24 protein-coding genes are annotated in these 24,440 nt (G+C 68.6%); 11 read left to right on the forward strand and 13 right to left on the reverse strand.

What is annotated here, in order from left to right; all coding sequences use genetic code 11:
- The first annotated feature begins 100 nt into the window (after positions 1–100).
- From CEP17_RS05765 to CEP17_RS05785, 5 genes are all read left to right on the forward strand, one after another.
- Complete coding sequence (locus tag CEP17_RS05765) at positions 101–1,777, forward strand: DUF885 domain-containing protein (protein WP_112931582.1); 1,677 nt, start codon at positions 101–103, stop codon at positions 1,775–1,777.
- 54 nt (positions 1,778–1,831) lie between these two features.
- Entirely contained in the window at positions 1,832–2,866 is a 1,035-nt protein-coding gene (locus tag CEP17_RS05770; RefSeq protein WP_112931583.1) for an LLM class flavin-dependent oxidoreductase, read from the forward strand.
- 13 nt (positions 2,867–2,879) lie between these two features.
- Positions 2,880–4,250, forward strand: a complete 1,371-nt coding sequence (locus CEP17_RS05775) for an MFS transporter (protein WP_112931584.1) — start codon at positions 2,880–2,882, stop codon at positions 4,248–4,250.
- A gap of 105 nt (positions 4,251–4,355) precedes the next feature.
- Entirely contained in the window at positions 4,356–5,117 is a 762-nt protein-coding gene (locus tag CEP17_RS05780; RefSeq protein ID WP_112931585.1) for an SGNH/GDSL hydrolase family protein, read from the forward strand.
- Positions 5,118–5,209: 92 nt separating this feature from the next.
- Positions 5,210–5,467, forward strand: a complete 258-nt coding sequence (locus tag CEP17_RS05785; protein ID WP_036317737.1) for a DUF6458 family protein — start codon at positions 5,210–5,212, stop codon at positions 5,465–5,467.
- Positions 5,468–5,494: 27 nt separating this feature from the next.
- Here the strand turns inward: CEP17_RS05785 and CEP17_RS05790 are convergent, their stop codons facing one another.
- A complete protein-coding gene (locus tag CEP17_RS05790) occupies positions 5,495–6,832 on the reverse strand; it encodes an MFS transporter (RefSeq protein WP_112931586.1) in 1,338 nt (445 codons plus the stop codon).
- Positions 6,833–6,841: 9 nt separating this feature from the next.
- Positions 6,842–7,324 carry a DUF2087 domain-containing protein gene (locus CEP17_RS05795; protein ID WP_239498596.1) on the reverse strand — a complete coding sequence of 161 codons (483 nt, stop codon included), beginning with the start codon at positions 7,322–7,324 and terminating at the stop codon, positions 6,842–6,844.
- A 236-nt stretch (positions 7,325–7,560) separates the two neighbouring features.
- On the opposite strand from CEP17_RS05795, the gene CEP17_RS05800 reads away from it, so the two are divergent.
- Both CEP17_RS05800 and CEP17_RS05805 read left to right on the forward strand, forming a co-directional pair.
- The gene (locus CEP17_RS05800) at positions 7,561–8,055 is read left to right on the forward strand and encodes a hypothetical protein (RefSeq protein WP_112931587.1); all 495 of its coding nucleotides are present in this window, start codon (positions 7,561–7,563) and stop codon (positions 8,053–8,055) included.
- A 150-nt stretch (positions 8,056–8,205) separates the two neighbouring features.
- Positions 8,206–8,757, forward strand: a complete 552-nt coding sequence (locus CEP17_RS05805) for a DUF308 domain-containing protein (protein WP_036317726.1) — start codon at positions 8,206–8,208, stop codon at positions 8,755–8,757.
- Positions 8,758–8,822: 65 nt separating this feature from the next.
- On the opposite strand, the gene CEP17_RS05810 is transcribed toward CEP17_RS05805, so the two are convergent.
- Together CEP17_RS05810 and CEP17_RS05815 are read right to left on the reverse strand one after the other, a co-directional pair.
- Entirely contained in the window at positions 8,823–10,805 is a 1,983-nt protein-coding gene (locus CEP17_RS05810) for a S9 family peptidase (RefSeq protein WP_112931588.1), read from the reverse strand.
- Between the two features lie 2 nt (positions 10,806–10,807).
- Positions 10,808–11,572 carry an SDR family oxidoreductase gene (locus tag CEP17_RS05815; RefSeq protein ID WP_039416052.1) on the reverse strand — a complete coding sequence of 255 codons (765 nt, stop codon included), beginning with the start codon at positions 11,570–11,572 and terminating at the stop codon, positions 10,808–10,810.
- A 151-nt stretch (positions 11,573–11,723) separates the two neighbouring features.
- On the opposite strand from CEP17_RS05815, the gene CEP17_RS05820 reads away from it, so the two are divergent.
- The 4 genes from CEP17_RS05820 (at position 11,724) to CEP17_RS05835 (ending at position 14,444) form a co-directional block, all read left to right on the forward strand.
- Positions 11,724–12,239, forward strand: coding sequence for an NfeD family protein (locus tag CEP17_RS05820; RefSeq protein ID WP_036316504.1), 516 nt, complete (start codon positions 11,724–11,726; stop codon positions 12,237–12,239).
- Entirely contained in the window at positions 12,239–13,198 is a 960-nt protein-coding gene (locus CEP17_RS05825; RefSeq protein WP_112931589.1) for an SPFH domain-containing protein, read from the forward strand. Before CEP17_RS05820 ends, CEP17_RS05825 begins: the two co-directional genes overlap by 1 nt.
- Positions 13,195–13,968, forward strand: coding sequence for a glycerophosphodiester phosphodiesterase family protein (locus CEP17_RS05830; protein WP_036316508.1), 774 nt, complete (start codon positions 13,195–13,197; stop codon positions 13,966–13,968). Before CEP17_RS05825 ends, CEP17_RS05830 begins: the two co-directional genes overlap by 4 nt.
- Positions 13,969–14,069: 101 nt before the next feature.
- Positions 14,070–14,444, forward strand: a complete 375-nt coding sequence (locus tag CEP17_RS05835; RefSeq protein WP_112931590.1) for an RNA polymerase-binding protein RbpA — start codon at positions 14,070–14,072, stop codon at positions 14,442–14,444.
- Positions 14,445–14,447: 3 nt separating this feature from the next.
- Here CEP17_RS05835 and lnt read toward each other — a convergent pair whose 3' ends face one another.
- From lnt to CEP17_RS05880, 9 genes are all read right to left on the reverse strand, one after another.
- Positions 14,448–16,049 carry an apolipoprotein N-acyltransferase gene (gene lnt, locus CEP17_RS05840; protein ID WP_112931591.1) on the reverse strand — a complete coding sequence of 534 codons (1,602 nt, stop codon included), beginning with the start codon at positions 16,047–16,049 and terminating at the stop codon, positions 14,448–14,450.
- 23 nt (positions 16,050–16,072) lie between these two features.
- Positions 16,073–18,553, reverse strand: a complete 2,481-nt coding sequence (locus tag CEP17_RS05845; protein ID WP_112931592.1) for a DEAD/DEAH box helicase — start codon at positions 18,551–18,553, stop codon at positions 16,073–16,075.
- Positions 18,550–19,302, reverse strand: a complete 753-nt coding sequence (tatC, locus tag CEP17_RS05850) for a twin-arginine translocase subunit TatC (RefSeq protein ID WP_036320888.1) — start codon at positions 19,300–19,302, stop codon at positions 18,550–18,552. Before tatC ends, CEP17_RS05845 begins: the two co-directional genes overlap by 4 nt.
- Before the next feature lie 65 nt (positions 19,303–19,367).
- Complete coding sequence (locus CEP17_RS05855; protein ID WP_036320886.1) at positions 19,368–19,616, reverse strand: twin-arginine translocase TatA/TatE family subunit; 249 nt, start codon at positions 19,614–19,616, stop codon at positions 19,368–19,370.
- Positions 19,617–19,675: 59 nt separating this feature from the next.
- Positions 19,676–20,644: a WYL domain-containing protein gene (locus CEP17_RS05860; protein ID WP_112931593.1), complete on the reverse strand. Its 969-nt coding sequence runs from the start codon at positions 20,642–20,644 to the stop codon at positions 19,676–19,678.
- Positions 20,641–21,645 (reverse strand): WYL domain-containing protein, encoded by a 1,005-nt coding sequence (locus tag CEP17_RS05865; protein ID WP_112931594.1) that lies wholly within the window; start codon positions 21,643–21,645, stop codon positions 20,641–20,643. The genes CEP17_RS05860 and CEP17_RS05865 overlap by 4 nt, the downstream gene beginning before the upstream one ends.
- A gap of 49 nt (positions 21,646–21,694) precedes the next feature.
- Entirely contained in the window at positions 21,695–22,645 is a 951-nt protein-coding gene (locus CEP17_RS05870) for an FKBP-type peptidyl-prolyl cis-trans isomerase (RefSeq protein ID WP_036287765.1), read from the reverse strand.
- 4 nt (positions 22,646–22,649) lie between these two features.
- Positions 22,650–23,696 carry a tRNA (adenine-N1)-methyltransferase gene (locus tag CEP17_RS05875; RefSeq protein WP_112931595.1) on the reverse strand — a complete coding sequence of 349 codons (1,047 nt, stop codon included), beginning with the start codon at positions 23,694–23,696 and terminating at the stop codon, positions 22,650–22,652.
- On the reverse strand, positions 23,693–24,379 hold the full coding sequence (locus CEP17_RS05880) for an HAD family phosphatase (protein WP_112931596.1): 687 nt from the start codon (positions 24,377–24,379) through the stop codon (positions 23,693–23,695). The genes CEP17_RS05875 and CEP17_RS05880 overlap by 4 nt, the downstream gene beginning before the upstream one ends.
- Between the last annotated feature and the right edge of the window lie 61 nt (positions 24,380–24,440).

A 24,440-nucleotide genomic window follows, 5' to 3' on the forward strand; every position in this document is an offset into this window, starting at 1 on the left:
AGGAGGATCGCAGGCCGCGGGGGAGCACGGCTGAGATCGCGTGCCGTCCGCCCCGGCATCCGAGCCCACGCCAGTGCCGCGTCGGGATTAGGCTCGAAGAATGACTGACTCCCCACGTACCCCCACGCCGATCGACGCGATCGCCGAGGCATGGGTCGACACCTCTGCCGAGCTTTCTCCGGGACTGGCCACCTACATCGGGCGCTTCGAGCACAACGGCCGTCTCGATGACCTCTCACCCGCGGGCACAGCGGCGCGCGTCGACGCCACGCGTGCCACGCTGTCGGCCTTGCAGGCGGCCGAGCCGGTCGACGACGTGGACGTGGTCACCAAGGCCGACCTCGCCGGCGACCTCGAGCTCTCGCTCGCGCTGCACGAGGCCGGTGCGCACCTGCGCGACCTCAACGTGATCGCCTCGCCTGCGCAGGAGCTGCGCAACGTGTTCGACCTGATGCCCACCGACACGGTCGAGGACTGGTCGGTGATCGCTGCGCGACTGTCGGCCATCCCCGACGCGATCGGCGGGTACATCGAAACACTGCGCGAGGGCATCGCGACGGGCGTCGTTCCCGCCCGCCGTCAGGTCACGGAGGTCGTGGGGCAGATCGCCCGCTATACCGCCGACAACGGCTTCTTCGCGACGTTCGCGGCTGACGCGGCCCCGGCGGAGGGACAGCTCCCCGCCTCTCTCGCGAAGACCCTCTCCGGCCACGCGGGCGCCGCCCGCGTCGCGTACGACGAACTCGCGAACTTCCTGCGCACCGAGCTGGCGCCCGCGGCATCCGAGAACGATGCGGTCGGACGCGAGCTGTACGCGCTGCACTCGCGCGGCTTCCTCGGGGCCGTGATCGACCTCGACGAGACCTACGAGTGGGGTCTCGAGGAGCTCGCCCGCATGGTGGCGGAGCAGGAGTCGATCGCCAACGAGATTCTGCCGGGCGCGACCGTCGAAGAGGCCGTGGCGTTCCTCGAGAACGACGAGGCGCGCAAGCTGCGCGGCACGCGGGCCCTTCAGGAGTGGATGCAGGCCACGAGCGATCGTGCCGTCGAGGAGCTCGGCAAGACGCACTTCGACATCCCGGAGGAGATCCGTCGGCTCGAGTGCATGATCGCGCCGACCAACGAAGGCGGCATCTACTACACCGGACCGACCGACGACTTCTCGCGTCCCGGCCGGATGTGGTGGTCGGTGCCCGAGGGCGTCGACTCGTTCGACACGTGGCGCGAGCTCACCACGGTCTACCACGAGGGCGTTCCCGGCCACCACCTGCAGATCGCCCAGGCGGTCTACAACCGCGCGGAACTCAACTCGTGGCGGCGTCTGCTTGCCGGCTCCAGCGGACACGCGGAGGGCTGGGCCCTTTACGCCGAGCGCTTGATGGAGCAGCTCGGCTACCTCGACGACCCGGCCGACCGGCTCGGCATGCTGGACGGCCAGCGGATGCGGGCCGCCCGCGTCGTGCTCGACATCGGCGTGCACCTGGGCAAGCCTCGTCCCGACGGCGAGGGCATCTGGGACGCCGACTTCGCCCTTGAGTTCATGCGTCGAAACGTCAACATGTCGGACGAGTTCATCCAGTTCGAGGTCAACCGCTACCTCGGCTGGCCGGGGCAGGCACCGTCCTACAAGGTCGGCCAGCGCATCTGGGAACAGATCCGCGAAGAGACCGCCGATCGCGAGGGCGCCGACTTCGACATCAAGCGCTTCCACATGCGCGCGCTGCGTCTCGGTGGGGTCGGTCTCGACACGCTGCGCATGGCCCTCGCACAGGGCTGAGCACGACCACACCGCGCACGGAATGATCACGGCACAGGGAGGGTTCTCATTCGTATGAATGTAGAACTGGGACTGGACACCTTCGGCGACGTCACCGTGGGCGAGGACGGCGAGCGCCTGAGCGACGCTCAGACGATCCGCGACATCGTGGATCAGGCGGTGCTCGCCGACCAGGTGGGGCTCTCCTTCTTCGGGGTAGGGGAGCACCACCGCCACGAATTCGCGGTGTCCAGTCCGGAACTGGTGCTGGCTGCGGCGGCGGCCCGTACCGAGAAGATTCATCTCGGTACGGCCGTCACCGTGCTCTCCAGCGACGACCCGGTGCGTGTCTACGAGCGCTTCGCGACGCTGGACGCGGTGTCGTCGGGGCGTGCCGAGGTGATCCTCGGTCGGGGTTCCTTCATCGAGTCCTTCCCGCTGTTCGGCTACGACCTCGGCGACTACGAGGTGCTCTTCGAGGAGAAGCTCGACCTCTTCTCGCAGCTGCTCACCGAGAAGCCCGTGACCTGGCAGGGCACGACGCGGGCAGCACTGAACAACGCCGACGTCTTTCCGAAGACGGAGAACGGCATTCGCGCGTGGGTAGGAGTCGGTGGCTCGCCCGAGTCGGTCGTGCGCACGGCCCGCTACGGCTACGGACTCATGCTGGCCATCATCGGCGGCTCGGCCGATCGCTTCCGTCCCTACGTCGATCTCTACCACCGCTCACTCGCGTCGTTCGGGCACAGCGAGGCGATGCCCGTCGGCGTGCACTCACCCGGCCACATCGCGGACAGCGACGCTCAGGCGTGGGATGAGCTGTACCCGGCGATGGAGGCCAACCGCAACGCGATCGGCGCCGAGCGCGGGTGGCCGCCGTACAGCCGGCTGCAGTTCCAACATGACATCGGCCCGGAGGGCGCCGTCTACGCGGGATCGCCCGAGACCGTCGCACGCAAGATCGCCGCCACCATGAAGACCCTCGGGGCGACGCGCTTCGACCTCAAGTACGCCAACGGCACCCTCTCGCACGCGAAGCTCATGCGCTCGATCGAGCTGTACGGTACGAAGGTCGCCCCCCTCGTGTCGGAGATGCTCTCGGCATCCTGAGTAGCATTCAGCCATGACGGATGCCGCTGCCTTTCCCTCTGCGCCGACGCCGACAGGTATCGACGTGGGGGAGCGGCTGGACGCTCTCCCGTTCACCCGCCGGCACCTGCGGGTCTTGACCGGTTCGGGTCTCGGCTGGGCGCTGGACGCGATGGACGTCGGCCTCGTCTCCTTCGTGCTGACCGCGTTGATCGCACAGTGGTCGTTGACCGGCGAGCAGGCGTCGTGGATCGCGTCGGCCGGTTTCGTCGGCATGGCGGTGGGCGCGAGCCTGGGCGGTCTGCTGGCGGATCGTTTCGGCCGCCGCTCCGTGTTCGCCGTCACACTGCTCGTCTACGGTCTGGCAACCGGCGCAAGCGCTCTGGCCGGAGGACTCGCGGCTCTCATCGCCCTCCGCGTCATCGTCGGGCTCGGTCTGGGAGCCGAGCTGCCGGTGGCGAGCACGTACGTCAGCGAGGTCGCGCCGGCGCGCATGAGGGGCCGGCTCATCGTCATCCTCGAGGCGTTCTGGGCCCTGGGATGGACGGCGGCGGCGCTGATCGGCTTCTTCGTGATCCCGGCCTCCGCCGACGGATGGCGCTGGGCCTTCGCGCTGGGGGCGATCCCCGCGATCTACGCGCTCATCGTCCGCTGGTCGCTGCCGGAGTCGCCGCGATGGCTCGCGCGACGCGGACGCCACCGCGAGGCGGACGCGGTCACCCGCACGTTCGAGTCGTCGCCGGCGCTGCAGGGAACGCCTCGTCGCCATGCCCCGGTGGGCACCGCGGCCGGCGCACAGCTGGCGGACCGCGGCCTGCGCGCACTGTGGTCGGGCGAGTTCCGCGTGCGCACGGGGGCGCTGTGGATCGTCTGGTTCTGCGTCAACTTCTCGTATTACGGCGCGTTCATCTGGATGCCGACGATCCTCTTCGCGCAGGGGTACGGGCTGGTGAAATCGTTCGGCTTCACCCTGATCATCACGCTCGCACAGTTGCCGGGCTACGCCGTGGCGGCCTGGCTCATCGAGGCATGGGGGCGGCGCGTGACGTTGTCCGTCTTTCTGGCGGGATCCGCGGTCGCCGCGCTGTTCTTCGGCACCGCATCGACGGAAGGCGTGATCATCGCGGCCGGGATGGCGCTGTCGTTCTTCAACCTCGGTGCCTGGGGCGCACTGTACGCCGTCACGCCGGAGAACTACCCCACGTCGCTGCGTGCGACCGGGGCGGGTTGGGCCGCGGGTGTCGGGCGCATCGCGTCCATCGTCGCGCCGTTGAGCGTGCCACCGCTGCTCGCCACCGGCGGCGCGGCGCTGCTGTTCATCGTGTTCGCCGCCTTCTTCGTGCTGGCGGCAGCGGCGGCGTGGGCCCTCTCCGACCACCGCGGCGCGGCTCTCGACGACCGCTGAGGTCGCGGCATCCGCGGCATCCGCCCGCATCTGCCGCTTTCGCTGCGCCGCAGCGACCGAAGGGGACCGGTGAGCCCGCGGCAGAGCGCGGCGTAGGCTGATCGGATGGCAGAGGTGCGGTTCGTGGCGATCGGGGACTCGTTCACGGAGGGCGTCGGCGACGAGCGGCCCGACGGCAGCGTACGCGGGTGGGCCGATCTGACCGCGCAGGGTTGGGCGGACTCCCGGGGCGAATCCATCCAGTACGCGAACCTTGCGATCCGCGGCAAGCTCATCTGGCCGATCGTCGCGCAGCAGCTCGAACCGGCTCTCGCACTCACACCCACCCACCTGTCCTTCAACGGGGGCGGCAACGACATGCTGCGGCCGCGCACCTCGATCGGCCACATCGCCGACGCGTTCAGCCAGGTACTCCGGCGGTGCGACGAGGAGGGCGTCACACTCATCCTGCTGTCGGGCGCGAATCCGTCGGCGCAGTTGCCGATGAGCCGCCTCATCCAACGACGCGGCGATCTCATGTCGGATGCCGTGGTGCAGCGCATTGCCGAACGTCCCGACGTCGTCCGCGCGCTGAACTGGCCGGATGCCGAGTTGTCGAACCCGTCGTTCTGGTCTCAGGACCGCCTGCACATGAACAGCCGCGGTCACCATCGGGTCGCCGCCCGCGTTCTGGCGTCGCTAGGAGAGCGGGTGCCGGAAGGCTGGTGGTCGATGCCGGAGATCACCGACGTCGCGCGTCTCGCGCAACGCGAGTACATGCGCGAACACCTCGGTCCGTGGGTGCGTCGGCGTCTCACCGGCACCTCGTCGGGCGACGGTCGACAGCCGAAGTTCGGCGGGACGTGGATGCAGGTCGACCCGAGCTAGCCGTCCGCCCTCGCCTCTGTCAAGGGCATAGGCGAGCGTCGTGGGTTCCGCCACCATGAGGACGTCCCATCCCCGAACAAGGAGACGCACTCATGAGCATCGGAGCCGGAATCGCACTGTTCGTCATCGGAGCGATCCTCGTGTTCGCCGTCAACGTCGACGTCCCCTACGTGAACCTCGACATGATCGGGTACATCCTGATGGGCGCGGGCGTGCTCGTGTTCCTCATCGGCCTGATCTTGATGCTGCGACGTCGCTCCACGCAGCAGGTCACGCGGACCGTCGAGCCCGGTGTGGGCGAGCGGATCACCCAGACCGAGTCGCGCACTTCCGGCGACGGAACGGTCTGATTCCCGCGCGCCGGCCGCGCACGCCGATCACTCGGCGCGCGGTCGGCGCGGCGGGTCCATCCCCAGCAGGACCCGCGTCCTGCGCCGCTCGATCACGATGAATGTCCAGCCGAGCGCCCAGAGCGGAACCTGTGCGAGGAACGCCAACCGGAACGCATCGAGTCGGTAGGTCTCCGGCGTGCCGGCGCCCTGTAGGTCGAGGGCGATCCCGATCGCGAAGATCGCCACGAGCGCGGCGAGGAAGCCGCCGACATTCGTGATTCCCGTCGCGGTGCTCAGGCGGTGGGCGGGGTTGTGGGTGCGCGCATGGTCGAAAGCGATCATCGAGGCGGGTCCGCCCATCGCCAGCGCCACGGCAAGTCCATAGAGCAGCCACAGCGGGGCGGGCCCCGGCCACGCGATCACCACCGTCCACGCGACGAACTGGGTGCCCACCGCCGGGAGCACGAGTGCGCGCGAACGCAGATGGGGAATGCGCCGTGAGATGTCACCCATGATCGGACCGAGGGCCATGCCCACCACGACGTAGGTCGACAAGACGCCCGCGGCCTGCGCGAGCGTGAGTCCCTCGCCTGCGGTGAGGAACGGCGTTCCCCACAGCAGCACGAATGCCGTCCCGGCGAACGGCGTGGTGAAGTGCGACCAGAAGGCGAGGCGGGTGCCCGGGTGTGCCCACGCGGCGCGGATGCCGACGCCGGTGTCCATCGAAGAGCGCACAACACGGATCGCCCCGGTGTTCGTATCGACCGAGACGTCCGCTCTCATCGCCGGCGGACGGTTGCGGATGACGGCCCACACCAGGATGCCGAAGAGCACGCAGAGCCCGGCGATGCCGCCGAAGACGATCTCCCAGCTGGTCGCGTGGAGCATCGCGGCGAGCGGCGCAAGCGCGAGGAGCTGCCCGGCTTGGCCGACGAGCCCCGTGAGCTGGCTCATCAATGGTCCGCGCTGGGCAGGAAACCAGACGGCGACAAGGCGCAGAACTCCTGGGAAGATCGCCGCATCGCCGGCGCCGAGCAGCATGCGGGCGAAGATCGCGACGCCGACGCTGGGGGAGAACGCGAGCGTCAGCTGTCCGGCCGCCATCAGGAACATGCCGATGGTCATGATCGGACGGGCACCGTAGCGATCCAGCAGGAGGCCGATCGGAATCTGCATGCCGCCGTAGACCGCGAGCTGGACGACCGCGAACATCGACAGCGTCGCGGCATCCGCTCCGAAGCGCTGGGCGGTATCGACTCCCACGGCCGAGAGCGAGCTGCGATTGATCACCGCGAGCATGTAGGCCGCGACACCGACTCCCCAGATGATCCATGCCCGGTAGTCCGGTCCGGCTGACGCAGGGGAGGGGCGGGCCGTAGTCACCCCTCCACGCTACTCGTGCGTTCGCACGTATTCGGACCCGGATGCCGTGCGGCGAAGGAGCCCGTGATCGACCAGGTAACGCCGAAGCACGGCGACGTCGCCGTTCGGCGCGTACGCATCGAGCCGCTCGTTGACATCACGCTCGTTCATGACGGAATCGGGGGAGAAGGCGCGTTCGGATACGAACCGCAGCAGCGCGACGCGCTCAGCGGCCTGTGCGGGGTAACGATCGATCCGGCCGTCACGATCGAGGAAGCGCTCAGGACCGCGCGGGCGCGGCGGCGCGGCCAGCAGGGCGGTCAGCGGCGCCGCGTCGAAGCGGATCCGGTCGCCGTCCACGGAGACGACACCCAGCGCCTGCAATCGCTGTAGAGCGCGCGCACGCCGCCGCGCGGTGAGGGGAGCGGATGCCGTCTCGCCCAGAACCGCGCGCACATCGTCGTCGCGCAGTGCGGCGATGATCGCACGCCAGGCATCGGGGGAGTCGGTCACGCTTTCAGGGTAGCCGCGCGGAAGTCCCACGAGGTTGCGGTTTCTGAGTGCGGCGCAGCTGGGCGAGCAGTCCCGAGATCATCAGCCCAACGAGCTGGTTGACCGCGAAAAACAGTCCGATCAGGGTGATGGCGCCACAGATCCCCGCGAGGAGAATCAGGGGAGGGAGGAGGACACCAGCCAGCCATGACCCATTGTCCATGACGTCAGAATAGACCTTGTCCTATGCTCCGTACATGACCTCTGAGGCGAACTGGGAGTCCCCCCTCTTCCCGAAGAGATACCGAGGGCGTGTCGGAGTCTTCGCTCTCACGGTGATCCACTTCTTCGCCGGCGGCGCGGTGCTCTTCGTGGCGGCGCTCGCGCTCATCTTTGGCTCCGCGATGTCGTACGACGGGATACTGAGCTTGATCGGGTGGCCTATTCTGGCGCTCATCGTTGCGGTGGTATCAATCATCGCAGCCATGGTGCTCGGACTCCCGATCCGCCTCATACCGAGCCTCCGGTCGTGGTGGCGATCGCACGGCACAGTGACGCTCATCGGCGCGGTGCTCGGGTTTATGACGTGCGTCGTCGTGCTCGCCACAGCGCCGATCGTCCTCGTCCACGACGAGAGCGGCGACTACCTCGCGCGCAACCCCGATGAGTGGGCACTGCTCGCAGCGTGGTCCATCTTCTCGATCTCGGTCGCGCACTTCGTGTGGCCCACCCGCGGCGCACGCATTGCATGATCCTCATTTCTGACATAATGTGCATTATCGGCAAATGCCTGTACGGGCGCGACGCCGGTCGAGCGGCGCGTCTTGGATCGCACGACCGAGCTGTCAGCGCTAACCTGAGAACATCTCCACTCACAGGAGATTTTCAGAAAGGGCTTCGCCATGACTGCTGAACCTACCCTCGAGAAGACGGCGACCAACGGCATCCGGACCGCTCTCGGTCTCGGCGGCGCGCTGTCCGTCATCCTCGGCATCGTCATTCTCGTCTGGCCAGGAAAGACCGCGATGGTCGTGACCGCGATCATCGCGATCTACGCCATCGTCGCCGGACTCGTGTACGCGGGAATGGGAATCTTCGCAACCGGAAAGGGCGGGTGGTCGCGCGTCGGTCACGTGCTCCTCGGCGTGCTCTACGTCGTCGCCGGTATCGTCGCGTTCTCCAACCTCGGCCTGGCCGCACTCTCGCTGGCCGTCTTCCTCGGCATCCTCGTCGGCATCATGTGGGTCATCGAGGGCGTCGTGGCGCTCTCGACGCTCGATCTGGCGCCCTCCCGGGGATGGACGATCTTCTACGCGATCATCTCGATCATCGCCGGTGTCACGCTGCTCTTCTCGCCGCTGTGGGGTGCCGTCGTGCTGTGGTGGCTCATCGGAATCTCCGCGGTCGTCATGGGCATCATCCAGATCGGACGCGCCTTCTCGTTCGGCAAGTGACACGACACGAAGCGCCCCGCTCGCCGTGAGGCAGCGGGGCGCTTCGTCGTGGCGGATGCCGTGACTCAGTCGGCCGGGAGGTGACGCGACCACCAGTCGAGGACCGCGTCGAATCTCTCCACGCGATGGCGAGGGCGTCCCGAGCGCGTCAGCTCGTGGTTCTCCCCCGGGAAGATGAGCATCTCGGCATCCGTTCCCTGTCGCTTCAGCGCTGCGTAGTAACGCGTCGCCTGCTCGAGGGGGCAGCGGAAGTCCAGCTCGGAGTGCAGGACGAGAGTCGGCGTGCGCACGTCGTGCACGACGGCCATCGGGCTTTGCCGTGCCATGTCCTCCGGATCGGTGCCGACGTATTCGTCTCCGAAGAACGATCCGATATCGCTGGTGCCCTGGAAACTCACCGGGTCGAGGAAGCCGCGCTCGACGATGGCACCGGCGAACCGGTGGTCGTGTGCGATGGTCCACGCGGTGAGATAGCCGCCGTACGACCCGCCCTGGATGCCGACGCGCGCGCCGTCCAGACGAGCATCGCCGGCGACGACACCGTCGAGGAAATCGAGGACGTCCGTCATGTCGACGGTGCCCATGGCGCCGCGAATGCTCCGACCGTGCGCCCGACCGTATCCGGCGCTCCCCCGCGGGTTGCAGTAGACGACGGCGTAGCCGGCATCGACGAGAACCTGCGTCTCATCGAACAGATGTATGCCGTACGACGCATACGGCCCGCCGTGGATCTGCAAGATCACCGGGAAGGGGCCCTCCCCCGCAGGGACGACGACCCACCCGTGCACGGGATAGCCGTCACGGGCGACGATCTCCCGTTCCTCGGGCCGCACGATGGCCCGGGCCGCGGCGGCCGCACCGAACGTCGTCAGCGGGCCAGACCCGAGCAGTGACACCTCGCCGAGGCTGAACGGCGTCGCGTGGGAGAAGACGATGCGCTCCCCCGCCGCCGCATGACCGACGACCTCGACATCGCCGTCGACCAGCACCGAGACATCCCCGGCACGCGTCACGCGCAGGAGCTCGACGCGGCCACGCGTGCGGTTCTGGACGAGGAAGTCTTCTCCGAACGGGGTGATGTGGGAGCCCACCTCTCCGAGGTCGACGGCGTCGGGGTCGGTGAGCGCTCGCGGCGCGGGCGCAGACAGCGGTCCCTCGAGCACGTAGAGCGCGACGTCCGGAGCGATGAAATCGATGCCGGACTCCCCCGGTCGCGATGCCAGGACGGCGATCGTGCCGTCGTCGGCGACGCCCACGTCGTCGACGGAGTAGCCCGCATCGCGAGAGAGCACCTCGATCGCGCCCGAGCCGTCGACGGCCACGGCGACCAGCGGCGTCCGCAGATCGCGACGATCGTCCTCGATCTCGTCGACGACCGTCAGCAGGTGAGCGCCGTCGGCCGTGAACACGACGCCGTGATGCGAAGCGGCGCCCGAGGTCAGCGCGGTCGCCTGTGCCCCGACTCGCCGTTCCTTGCCCGCCTCGCCCGCAGCCGTCGGCGCGGGCGCATAGAACGGCTCCGCACCGGTGTCGGGGGCATCGACGATGAAGAGATGCGACGGACGGTCGGCGAGGTAGCCGAGACCGTTGGCATGCCAGCGCACACCCGTGATGCGGCGCGGCGATTCCGCCTCTGCCGAGCGGCCCTCGACGGTGCCGTAGCGCCCCTGCTCGGGGACCCGCGCCGTGAACGCGATGCGTCCTGCGTCGGGCGACCACGCGAAGGAGCTCACGCCACCGCGGGCCTCGGTCGTCTGCACCGGCTCGCCACCGGATGCCGGGATCACGAAGATCTGCGGGATTCCGTCGGCATCGGCGCGCACGAAAGCGACGTGTTGCCCGTCGGGCGAGACCTGCGGCGACGAGTCCGACACTCCGCGCGTGAGGCGCCGCGGTGCGCCGTCCGGCAGGTCGATCCGCCAGATCTGACCCACGTTGCGGTCGGCATCGAGGTCGGGACGCGAAGTGGCGAAGACGGTGAAGGATCCGTCCGGGGCGAGGCTGGGGCGCCCGACGCTGACGAGGGAGGCGATATCTGCGGCGCGCATGCTCACTCTCCGCCGAACGAGCTCACGTCTCCGACGAGACGCGTGTTGTCGGCCGGAACCGGCTCGACGGCCGCGAGGGCGACCTCCGCGGCGAACTCCGACACGTTGTACAGCTTGCCGGCCGACTCGCGGCGATCGGCGATGGCGCCCGGGTTGGCGCGCTCGAGAAGCGTGGCGGTGATCGTGCCCTCGATCATGTCACCCGACACGACGACGAAATCGATGCCCTGTTCGGCGAGGGCGGGGATCCGCTCGCGCAGCGCGTCTTCACCGGCACGCTTGGACAAGGCGACCGGCTCGTACTCGGGCATCGTCGGTGTCGTGCGGATGAAGTGGGCCTGGTGGCTCGTGACGAAGACCACCCGAGAGCCGTCGTGCAGCAGGGGCAGCGCGGCCTCGAGGACTCCCAGCTGGGCGTCGCGGTTGAGGACGAGCGCATAGTCGGCGCCCATTCCGCTCTCCATTCCGCCCGACGCGTTGAGCACGAGCAGATCGAGAGTTCCGAACGTCTCCTTGACGGCTTCCATCATCGCCGCCACCGAACCGGCATCGGTCAGATCGGCGCCGACGACCAGCACCTCGACGCCGAGTTCCCGCAGCTCGGCAGCGAGCTTCTCGGCTCGCGGTGCCTTGTTGCGGAAGTTGATGACGACGTTCGCGCCGCCCTCGGCGAGGTAGCGAGCCGTGTCGGCACCGATGCCGCGCGAAGATCCGGTGACGAGGGCCGTCCGTCCGGCGAGCGAGCCGGCGGGGATGGGCTGGGACATGATTGCTCCTGCAAGAAGACGGATGCCGGGCGGGTGTCGCCGCAGCCCTCTCGACACTATCAACCGGTGCCACACGAACACCCGCCGGGAGGCCACCGCGTCGAGACGGGCGGGTGTTAGGGTTCGAACAAGGCCCACGAAGGGAGCGCACATGCTGCCCGATCTCACGCAGTATCTCTGGATCGCCTGGCTCGTGCTCGCCGTGGCTTTCGTGATCATCGAGCTGCTGACCCTCGAGTTCACCTTTCTCATGCTGGCCGCAGGCTCGGTCATCGGCGGCCTCGGAACGAACCTGCTCGGGGGCCCCTGGTGGCTGCAGGTGCTCCTCGCCGCCGCGGTCTCGGCATTGCTGCTGTTCACGATCCGCCCGCTGCTGCTGAAGGCGTTGCACAGATCGAGCCAGCCGCATCCGACGAACGTCGACGCGCTCTACGGCATGGCCGCGCGCGTCACGACGCCCTTTGTCGACGGGCGCGGATTCGTCCGCCTCGACAACGGAGAACTGTGGACGGCAGAGCTCGCCCCGGCGTCGCCCGCGTTCTCTGCCGGCGACCGAGTGGTGGTCACAGCGATCCGTGGCGCCACGGTCGAGGTGGCGCCACTTCCCTCCTCCCCCGCCGCCGGCTCCTCGGCGGCATCCGACTCTCCCGAAAGGAGTGCCGACTGATGGTCGACGTCGGAGCGTTCGTGGGTCAGATCTTCGTGATCGTCCTGCTCGTCGTGATCGCGATCTTCGTGATCGTGGTTCTCTTCCGATCCATTCGGATCATCCCGCAGGCCTACTCCGGTGTCGTCGAGCGCCTGGGCCGCTACCAACGCACCCTCTCCCCCGGGCTGAACCTCCTGGTGCCGTTCATCGACCGCCTGCGACCCCTCGTCGACATGCGCGAACAGGTCGTGTCCTTCCCGCCGCAGCCGGTCATCACCGAGGACAACCTCGTGGTCTCCATCGACACCGTCGTCTACTTCCAGGTCACCGACGCGCGCGCCGCGACGTACGAGATCGCAAACTACCTGTCGGCCGTCGAACAGCTCACCACGACGACGCTGCGAAACGTCGTCGGCGGGCTCAATCTCGAAGAAGCCCTCACCAGCCGCGACAACATCAACGGTCAACTGCGCGTCGTTCTCGACGAGGCCACCGGAAAGTGGGGGCTGCGGGTTTCGCGCGTCGAGCTGAAGGCGATCGATCCGCCGCACTCGATCCAGGACTCCATGGAGAAGCAGATGCGCGCCGAGCGTGACCGACGCGCCGCGATCCTCACCGCCGAAGGCTCCAAGCAGTCCCAGATCCTCGAGGCCGAGGGCCGCCGGCAGGCGGAGATCCTCAAAGCCGAGGGCGACAAGCAGGCGGCGATCCTTCGCGCCGAGGGTGAGGCCGCCGCCATCGAGAACGTCTTTTCGGCGATCCACGCGGGCCGCCCCGACGACAAGCTGCTCGCCTACCAGTATCTGCAGACGCTGCCCAAGATCAGCGACAGCTCATCCAGCAAGCTGTGGATCATCCCGAGCGAGTTCACGGAGGCGATGAAGGGCCTCGGAAGCGCGTTCGCCGCACGCACGGATGCCGGAGGCGCACCCGCGTCGACCGCGACGACGGGCGCGCCTCCCACCGAGCCCTCGTGAGCCACCCGTGGTTCGCCGCCAGCGCCGCTCCGCGTGTGCTGGCTCATCGCGGCTTCGTCCCGACGGACGCCGAGGGCATCGTGGAGAACACGGTCGCCGCTTTCGCCGCCGCGCACGCGATCGGTGCGAAGTACGTGGAGTCGGACTGCCATCTGACCGCTGACGGCGTCGTGGTCTTCTTCCACGATGACGATCTGCTCCGAGTCACCGGTGATCCGCGAAAGATCGCGGCCGTGCGCCACGACGAGCTCGTGGAGATCATGGCCGACCGCGGGGGGCTCGCGAGCGCCGCCGACACGATCGAGGCGTTTCCGACGCTGCGCTTCAACATCGACGTCAAGTCCCCCGATGCGGCCCTTCCGCTGGGGCGCATCGTCGCCGGTCACGCGGATCGCGTGCTGATCACGAGCTTCTCGGATGCGCGTCGGCGGCGCGCACTCGAGGCGGCGCGTCATCTCGGCGGCGAGCCGGCGACGTCCGCCGGCCGTGAGACCGTCGCAAGGCTGCTCGCCGCCGTTTCGACCGGATCGAGCGCTCTGGTCAGACGCGTACTTCGTGGGGTGGATGCCGTGCAGATTCCCGAGCGCCAGGGACCGATGCGCATCGTGACGCCACGCCTGCTGCGCCTCGTTCACGACGCCGACGTCGAGGTGCACGTCTGGACGGTCAACGACCGCCACGACATGGATCGACTCCTGGCTCTCGGCGTCGACGGTCTCGTCACCGATCGCGCCGACCTCGCACTGAACGCCACAGCCTCGCGCCCCTGATCAGGGCTGGGGATCCCCTGTGAAAGGGCGATTTGGCACGGCCGTTCGGATGAGGCACACAGGTCCGCACGTTATACCTGACACGACGAGAGGACCACACAATGGCAGATCGCAGCCTGCGCGGCATCCGACTCGGCGCCTCGAGCCTACAGAGCGAAGAAGGCGTCGTGTTCCATGAGCGCGCCAACCACACCTATGTCTGCACGCAGTGCGGACGCGAGACCGTGATGACCTTCGCGGCCGACGCCGAGCTTCCCGAGGCCTGGGAATGCCGCACCTGCGGCGCCGAGGCCGTGCTCCGCGTGGGCGACTCGGTCGTCGAGGTCGACCACTCCGGCGACAAGGCTCCCCGTACCCACTGGGACATGCTGCTGGAGCGTCGCACCGTTTCCGAGCTGGAGGAGCTGCTCGAAGAGCGCCTCTCCCTGCTGCGCGCCCGTCGCGGCGCCGCGGACGATTCGCGCCTGAGCGCCTGACGCTCACTCCCCCGCTTCGACGCCGGCCCCTTCGGGGGTCGGCGTCTTCGGCGTGCGCGCGCGACGGCGGACGATGAGACCGACCACCGCGAGCGCCACCACACTGCCCCATCCGAGCAGGGTCTGCACGGCATCGCCGAGGAGGATGCCGGGGGTCAGCCCGGTGCGCAAGGGCACATCGGTGACCATCGCCCCCGGCTCGTCGGCGGGCAGCGCGTCGATCGTGCGACCATCGGGCCCGATGACTTGACTGGTGCCGACGGTGGACAGGTTGACGACGGCACGACCGCTCTCCACCGCGCGGATGCGGGCGAACGCGAGCTGCTGCAGGTTCTCGTCAGTACCGCGGAAGTCGGCGTTGTTCGTCTGGAACATGTAGACCTGGGCGCCGGCGAGAGCACCCTCGCGGATCACGTCGTCGTAGATCACGTCGAAGCAGATGGCGAGCCCGACCCCCACCCCGTCGACATCGAACATCGGCGTCGTCGTTCCCGGGGTGTATTCGCGCTGGATGAGGCCGATGAGATCCGGCGCGAGCATGTTGTAGAACCAGCGGTCCGGCACGTACTCACCGAAAGGAACAGGGTGGCGCTTGTCGTACAGGGCGGTCGGGTTCTGAGCGCCCACCTGCCACAGCAGCGAGGAATTGAAGTACTGCTCACCGCGCTGGGTGACCCCACTGACCAGTAAGGGTGCGCCCACACGGGCGGCCACAGCGTCCAACGCCGTTCGGACCGACGTGTTCGACAGCGGGTCGGCGTCGATCCCGCCCTCCGGCCACAGCAGCAGATCGATGTCGCGGTCTTCGATGGGTCGCGTCGCCGCCAGCTGCGCACGGAACACGTCGTAAGCCGCATGCTGATCGAAGTAGCCGGCGGGCCCGTTGCCCTGCACCGCGCCCACGCGGATGCGGCCGGCATCCGTTGTCGGAAAGGCGGGAAGCAGAAACAGCACGAGCACGGTGATCCCCGCGGGCAGTGCCCGCAGCGCCGCGACCTGCGCGCGCGTCACAGCCCCGAGCCGCGCCACCTCGATCGCCGCCGCACAGGCGAAGACGATGAGGAACGACAGACCGCTCATTCCCGTCCACGACGTGACGTGCGCGAGCGGCGAGTCCGCCTGCGTCACGGCGATGCGGGTCCAGGGAAAGCCTCCGTAGGGGAAGGTGCCCTGGAGCTCCTCCCGCGACACCCACAACCCGGCTACGAGAGCAGGCAGCGCGATGAGTCTTCCCGCGGTACCGGGGGCCCAACGAGGCATCCAGCGATACGCCCAGGCGATGGGGATCGCCATGACCGCCGTCAGCACCGACTCCAGCGCCGACAGGGCGATCCACGGCACCGGTCCGAGGTAACGTGCGGTGAAGGAGAAATTCACGAAGAACAGCCCCGCGCCGAAGAGGAGCCCGACCACGAACGCGCCTCCGGTGCGCCGTCCGACGAGCGTCAGCAGCGCCAGCGGCACAGCGACGAAGACCACCGGCCACCACGACAGAGCGGGAAACGCGAGCGTGAGCACCAGCCCCGCGGCGGTCGCCACGACAGCGGCGGCCCACAGCGGAAGTAGCGGTCGCGCCGACGCGGCGGGGCGAAGTCGTTCGGACACAGATCGAGCCTAGGCGAGCAGATTCAGTACGAGCCGTATGCAACGATCCCGCGCCGGACGGCGTCGAGGGCCGCCCGGGCCGTCGTGGCGAGCGGAGCGTCAGCGACCATCGACAGCTGATCGAGCAGGTCGATGGTCTGCTTCGTCCAGCGTACGAAGTCGCCGGCGGCGAGATCCGCCTCCTGCAGCACGCGGTCGAGCGAAGCCCCCCGCGCCCAGGAGTGCATCGCCTGGGCAAGACCGGTGGCGACCGGTGACGACCCGGGCAGACGATGGTCCTGCTCCAGATCGTCCAGACGCGCCCACAGCTCCTGCGTCGCCGTCAATGCCCCGCGGAATGCGCCGCGTGGGAGTCCGTGCTCTCCGGGGCCGCTCTCGTCGCGACGCGGCTCGTAGACGAGGCAGCAGGCAAGAGCGGCAAGACCCGCCGGGTCGAGGTCTTTCCAGATACGGGTGCGCAACGACTCCGCGACGAGGAGATCACGTTCGCCGTAGATCCGCTTCATCGTCGCGCCGGCGGCGGTCAAGGCGGTGGCGCCGTGGGGATCGAGATGCACGTAGTCCAGCGCGGTGAGCACATCGACGACCCGGTCGAAGATGCGGGCGACGGTGCCGGTGCGCATGTCGATCTGCTGACGCAGTTTGTCGGTATGGCGCCGGAGTTTGCCGTACCGCTCGGCCCACCGGGCGTGCTTCTCACGATCGGGACAGCTCTGGCACGGGTGCCGCTTGAGGCTGCGCCGCAGCGACTCGATCCGCTCCTGGCGCTGCTGGCGCACCTTCGGCGGTCCGGACCGGTCGCCCTTGCGTTCGAGATCGCCCAGCTCGCGCCTCATCCGCGCGAACTCGGCGAAATCGCCCCTCTCACATGCCATCGACGCCGCATAGCCGGCGAGGGACTCCTCGGCATCCTTGACCTCGCGCGCCAGCCCCACCACGGCCCGGTCGGCCTGGAACTGGGCGAACGACGACTCGAGGATCTCGCGCGCCCGGGCCCGACCGAACTGGTCGATGAGGTTGACCGCCATGTTGTACGTCGGACGGAAGCTCGAGTTGAGCGGGTAGGTGCGCCGCGAGGCGAGGGCCGCGACGGCCTGGGGATCGAGACTCTCGCTCCACTGGATGACCGCGTGACCTTCGACATCGATGCCGCGGCGTCCCGCACGTCCCGTCAGCTGCGTGTACTCGCCGGAGGTGATGGCGACCCGCGCCTCGCCATTGAACTTCTCCAGCTTCTCGAGGACGACGGTGCGTGCCGGCATGTTGATGCCGAGCGCGAGCGTCTCGGTCGCGAAGACGACTTTGACGAGCTTTCGCTGGAAGAGCTCCTCGACGATCTCCTTGAAGGCGGGGAGCAGGCCCGCATGGTGGGCGGCGACACCGCGTTCGAGGTTCTCCCGCCACTCCCAGAAGCCGAGGACGGCAAGATCCTCGTCGGGAAGCGTCAGCGTGCGCTCGTCGACGATGCGACGGATCTCATCGCGCTCGTCGCGGTCGGTCAAACGAACACCGGAGCGTCGGAGCTGCTGCACCGCTGCCTCGCACCCCGCGCGACTGAAGATGAAGAAGATCGCCGGCAGGAGGTTCGCCCGCGCGAGCAGTTCCACCACCTGCGGGCGGTCGATGCGCTCGATGCGCTGCGCGTTGGCGGAGCGCAGGGGGCGCACTCCCCCCTTCGGAGGCCGCGGACCGCCCGATCGATCGCCTTGCATCCGATGACGCTGCGAGCGATAGTCCTGCGCCCGCCGATTGCTCTCGAAGGTGGAGCCGCGCACCGATCGCAGGCGCATGAGCTCCTGATTGACCTGCGCGGTCGCGATTCCGGCCCGGTCGTCGAACAGCGGCAGCAGGTCACCGCGCACCAGAACATGCTGCTCCAGCGGAACAGGGCGGGTCTCGGAGACGATCACCGCGGTGTCACCGCGCACGGTGTCGAGCCAGTCGCCGAACTCCTCTGCGTTCGACACGGTCGCCGACAGCGATACCAGCTTCACGCGCGCGGGCAGATGGATAATGACCTCCTCCCACACCGCCCCGCGGAACCGATCGGCGAGGTAGTGGACTTCGTCCATCACCACGTACCGCAAGCCGCGCAGTGCCGGCGAATCGGCGTAGAGCATGTTGCGAAGAACCTCGGTGGTCATCACGACGACGCGGGCGTTGCCGTTGATGTTGGTGTCCCCCGTGAGCAGGCCCACCTCGTCCTCGCCGTAGACCTGCTGCAGCTCGCGGAACTTCTGGTTCGACAGCGCCTTCATCGGGGTCGTGTAGAACGCCTTCTCATCGGGTTCGCGCATGGCCAGATGCACGGCGAACTCGCCGACGATGGTCTTTCCCGCGCCGGTGGGCGCTGCCACCAGGACGCTGCGTCCGTCCTCCAGGGCATGACAGCCCGCGATCTGGAAGGGGTCGAGGTCGAAGCGCTGCTCGTCGGCGAAGGAGGCCGTGATCGGATGCGCCTGACGGGCCTGCGCCTGCGCGTAGCGGCTGGCGGGATCCGTCACAGGTCGAGCCCGAGCGCCTTCTCGCGTTTGGCGCGTCGGCGATCGAAGATCACCGAGAGCCCGGCGGCGGCGAAATAGAGCACCGTCAGGATGCCGGCCAGCAGCAGCATGCTGACGATGTCGGCGGCGGGCGTGGCGAGGGCTGCGAACAGCGACGCCACGAGAACGGCCACTCGCCAGCCCTTCAGGATCGCCATGCCGCTCATCACCCCCGCAAGGTTCAACGCGACCAGGAACACCGGGAGCACGAAAGAGACGCCGACGACGAGCAGCAGCTTGAAGACGAAGTCGTAGTAGTACTTCGAGTCGTAGATGTTCGACGCGCCCTGCGGAGTGAACGAGGCCATGAGCTCCACGATGTGGGGCATGATCAGCCACCCGACGAACACCCCGGCGGCGAACAGCGGCACGGCGGCGCTCACGAACCCGATGGTGTAGCGGATCTCCTTCCGGGTCAGACCCGGAACGAGAAACGCCCAGATCTGCCATACCCACACCGGTGCGGAGAAGATGACGCCGACCGCCAACGCGATGCGCAACCGCATATCGAACGGACCCGTGATGCTCTGGTACATCAGCGTCACGACGTCGCCGTCGCCGCGCTGGGCGGCGACGACCCGGATCGGCTCGGTCATGGCCCAGATGATGGCGTCGGTGAAGATCCAGGCGATGATCATGCCGACCACGAGCGCGATGATGCCGATGATGAAGCGTCGGCGCAGCTCCGTGAGGTGCTGCGCCAGCGACATCCGTCGATCACGACGGGGCACGTCGTCCTCGCCGAGACGAGCGGACTCGACCGTGGCCACCGACGTCAGGGCTTGGTGTCGGGTCCGGGCTCGGCGCTCGAAGCGGCCGTCCCGGCTGCGCTTCCCGTCACCGGCGGCGCGGGCGGCGTCGCGGTGGCGGCGTCATCTTCCTTCATCGCCTTCATCTCGCCCTTGAAGACGCGAGCGGACTGACCGACGCTCTTGGCCAGCGCAGGGAGCTTCGCCGCCCCGAACAGGAGCAGGATGATGACGACAAGGGCCAGCAGGTGCCAGCCGGTCAAGCCTCCGAGCATGAGGGTCTCCTCGGGTCTGGGGATATCGCCCAGTCTACCTGCCGGCCCCGCCGCAGGGCTCAGGCGTACTGGGCGAGCCCTGCCTCGGCCCACGCGGCGGCCGCGCGACGCGCGGCGTCGGGACTGACGATCTCCAGATCGCCGCCGAGCTTGGCCGCCACACGTTTCAGACTGCGGGCGTCGCCCACGCGCACCCGCGCTGAGCGCACCGCTGCGTCGGTGTCGGCCGGGTCGTCGATCACGACGTAGTCGGCCAGCAGCGATGCCGCAGACGCCCGGTAGCGGACCGCGACCTCGACGTCGCGGGCGGCGCCCTCGAACAGTCCCGGAACGGTGTCGTCACCGTGGGTGCTCACGATGTCGGTGAGACGCACGTCGGAAACGCGGTCGAGGTGGAAGGTGCGCATCGCCTGACGCAGGTGGCACCATCCCTGCAGGTACCACTGACCGCCCGCGATGTGGACCTTGACCGGGTCGACCGTGCGTGTGGTGGGCGCGGCATCCGGGGCCTGGTAGGTGAAGGCCACGGCGACGCCGTCACGCAGGGCGCGATCGACGGTCACGCGCACCTCGTCCACCTCACCGGGCGCGACGATGACGTCGGCGGGCACGCCGGAGGCGCCGCGCGCCAGCTTGGCCAGCAGACCCTGGATGACTCCGCTCTCGCCGACACCGGGCAGCGACGCCGCAACGCGAAGTCCGGCGAGCAGGGCCGCCGCCTCCGGGGCGGTCAGACGCGGGGTGCGCTCGAGCCCGACGCTATTGGTGATGACGACCAGGTCCTGCTGATCCAGAAGATCCCAGTCGATGTCGAACAGATCGTTCGCCATCTGCCAGAAGCCGCCGTCGCCGGGCAGCCCGATGACGGTCAACTTCTCCACCATCGCCCGCATCTGTTCGACGGTGACATCGAACTCCTCCGCCGCCTCGGTGAGCGACACCTCGCCCTTCCCGATCAGATACGGCACGAGCTGCAGGATCAGGGCCGCGCGATCGGTGGCCAGCAGAGGTTTGCGTCGCGCACTCATGACCGCTCTCCCACCGCACCGCCGTGTATCTGCACGGTGCGTTGCAGACGTGCGATCACCTGATCGCGCAGGTCTTCCGGTTCGACCACGCGCACCTCCGGGCCGTACGACGCGAGCTCGTCGGCGAAGATGTGCACGTCGACGTAGGGAACGCGGATCCCCTGGCCGGCGGGCGTCGCCCGCCGCGTGAGACGCAGAGCGGCCTCCGTGCCGGGGGCGATCTCCAGCAGTGCCTGCTGACGGGCGGCGAGTTGCGCCAATCCGGTCAGGGCACGCTCGCCCGCCTCCTCGCGGAGGGCGAGGTCGAACGTGGTCCGCGTGATCGCGACGTCCGACACGATCCGGGACAGCAAGAAGGTGCGCACATCTCCCTGCGCCAGATCGAAGCCGTACACGTGCCACCTCGCCTCGTACTCGACCAGCGCGTAGGGCTGAACGCGTCGCACCCGTGCGTTCGCCTCGCCCGCCTTCAGGTAGGAGAACTCGACGACACGTCCCTGTTCGATCGCACGCTGCATCGGCGAGAAGGCAGGCTCGCGCAGATTGACACGCGGAGAGTAGCCGATGATCGGCGCGTCGACCTCGATGCCCAGCGCGCGGATCTTCCGCAGGCCGCTGCGGGCGTCGGCCGACATGGAGCTCTCGCTCCAGACACCACCGGCGAGATTCAGCACGGCGAGCTCGGCCGGCGTGAACTCGATGTCGGCGGGAAGCTCGTACTCCGCGGTGGGAATGCGGTACCGCGCCTCGCGGAGGTCATCGGGATCGGCATAGTCACCGATGGTCTCCACGGGGATGCCGAGCGAGCGGAGATTCTCCTTGTCGCGCTCGAACATCTTCTCCAGCGCGTCCTTGGAAGCCCCCGCGGAACCCTGCTCGCGGTAGCCGGCCACCGACGACAGGATCGTGTCCTTCGTCAGCCCCTGCTCCGTCGCCATGAGTGCGACCACCAGGTTGACGAGGCGCTCCTCGGGCGCGCTGCGGCTGGTCTCGGTGGGCACCCGTCAATCTTAGGCGCCGCCTGTGGAGCGGCGGCGGTGCCGCGCGGGGTCAGGGGGCGGCGGGAGTGTCCACGCCCAGCACGTCGATGACGAACACGAGCGTCGAGCCCGCGGGGATCGATGAGGTGGTCTTGTCCCCATAGCCGAGGGACGGCGGGATCACCACGAGGATCTGCGACCCGACCGTCTGCCCCTTCAGAGCCTGCGCGAAGCCCGGCACGACGGCATCCAGCGTGACCGCCGTCGATGCCCCCTTGTCCCACGTCGAGTCGAACACTTTACGATCGGCCCACGTGAGGCCCGTGTAGTTGATCCGGATCTGATCGCCGTCTCCGACGGCGGGGCCGTCGCCCTTCTTCAGCACCTCCACGGCGAGGTCGGACGGCGGCGCGGTGTCCGGGATGATGATGCCCGGCGTGCCGTTGGGAGCCAGCACGACCGAGGGCATCCCCCGTCGATCGTTGTACTGAGGCGTGCCGTCCGCCGCGGCGAGGTAGACCTTCTGCAGGTCGATCGCCACGACGATCGAGTCTGCGCCGGTGAGGCCCCACCCCTGCGCGGCCTCGGCCGACAGCGCGCTGGCCGGAACGGCGCCGAGGATGCGGGAGCCCTCGGTCGCGCAGGTCATCAGCTCGGCGAAGCCGGCGTACTGCTCACGCCACTTCGACAGCGGCGTCACCTGCGTGCCCGACGTCAGGATCTTCTGACCGGTCGACCCGCTCATGATCGTGATGGTGAACTGCACATCCTGCATGTCGGAGGTGACCCGCAGGCCGGAGCCGACGGTCTCGTCGACGGCGACCGTGTGATCGACGTAGACCGGAGCGCTCAAGGTCACGTTGGGGGCGCCCTCAGCCCCGGAGACGCTCACCGTGTTGAGCACACCCGAGCTGTCGGTGGGGCGGTCGCACGAGGCCGCCGATCCGGGCGTCGAAGCGCATCCGACGAGGGTCAGAGCAGACAGGCCGATGACGGCGAGGGCAGCAGGGATCCGGCGCACCGGATCAGTCTACGTCGTCCGGTGCACCGCGCCCGGCCGTGACGGCGTCGGCCGTCGCCTGCCGAGCGCCGTCCGCTGCGCGCTGTGCCTCGCGCACGCGCTTGCGGAGGTTCTTGTCGGTGATCTGACGGTCGCCGACGGCCCCGGGCGTCCAGAGTTCGACGTCCTCATCGGCATAACTGGGCTTCTTCAGTGCGCGCTTGCGCACGTCCGGGGGCATCGCACCCGGTGCCAGGCGACGCGCCGTGATGAGAAACCCCGTGTGTGCGACCATCCGATGATCCGGTCGTACCGCGAGCCCTTCGACATGCCATCCACGCACCATCGTCTCGGTCGCTTCGGGCTCGGTGAACAGACCAGTGGCGCGGATGTACTCCGCGACACGACTGAGTTGGGTCGCGGTGGCGATGTAGCAGAGCACCACACCACCGGGCGTGAGAGCGTCGGCAACCGCGTCGATGCACTCCCACGGGGCTAGCATGTCCAGAACGACGCGATCCACGGATGCCGGGCCCACCGCACCGGGAAGCTCTTTCACGAGGTCACCCACGACAACTTCCCAGCTGTCGGGCGTGTGCCCGAAGAAGGTCTCCACGTTGGCACGAGCCACCTCCGCGAACTCGTCACGGCGCTCGAAGGAGATCAGGCGCCCCGCCGGACCGATCGTGCGCAGCAGCCACATCGACAGCGCGCCCGAGCCGACACCCGCCTCGACCACCGTCGCGCCGGGGAAGATGTCGGCGGACGCCAGAATCTGCGCGGCATCCTTCGGGTACACGATGGCAGCACCGCGCGGCATCGACATCACGAAGTCGCGCAGCAGCGGCCGCAGTGCCAGGTACTCGTGACCACCGGAGTTGGTCACCACCGACCCGTCGGGCTGACCGAGCAGCTGTTCGTGTTTGAGCACGCCGTGGTGGGTGTGCAACTCGCCGCCCTCCCGCAGGGTGACGGTGTGGAGGCGGCCCTTGGGTCCGGTCAGCTGCACGCGGTCGCCCAGGCGGAACGGGCCGCTCGGGCGCAGGTCGACGAGGGATGTCGGGGTGGTCATGCGTGCTCTCCTGTGCGGTGGGTCCGGTGCGCCGCGTGGACCGCGGCGATGTCCTCGGGCGTACGGCCTGCGAGTGTCGGCCACACGGTGTGGGCGCCCGTCCCGACGAGCGAGACCATCAGCGGCACCCCGATCGTCGTGACGCCCGCGGCGACGGCGGCGCGCACGCCCGTCGGCGAGTCCTCGATCGCGACGGCGTCGGCGGGGTCGATGCCGAGGGCACGGCACGCCTGCAGATATGCGTCCGGGAACGGCTTGGGACGCGTGACGTCATCGCCGGCGACGATGATCTCGAACAGCTCGGGAAAGGGCGCGACGACCTGTGATGCCATCCGCCGCATCGACATCGTCACCAGCGCACAGCGGATGCCTGCGCCGCGCAGCGCGGTCAGCAGCTCGTGCGCCCCGGGACGCAGAGGGTTCCCCCGCTCCGAAAGCAGGCGCGTCACCTCTGCGGTGAGGTGGGCGATGATGTCGGCGACGGACATCCGCACGCCGGCCTCCTGAAGGATCGCCCCGGAGGTCTCGAGTCCCTGGCCCACCAGAGTCAGGGCCTGTTCGTGCGTCCAGGTGCCGCCGAAGCTCTCGACGAGGGCCGTCTCGGCCTCCATCCAGTAGGGCTCGGTGTCCACGAGGGTGCCGTCCATGTCCCAGAGAACGGCGGCGGGGAGGGCGGAGCTCATCGGTCCATGCTACCGACGCCCCTCGGCGCCGCTGTCGCGCGCGTTACGGCCGCCCTCGCGA

The sequence above is a fragment of the Microbacterium sp. PM5 genome (assembly GCF_003293595.1).
Classification (GTDB): domain Bacteria; phylum Actinomycetota; class Actinomycetes; order Actinomycetales; family Microbacteriaceae; genus Microbacterium.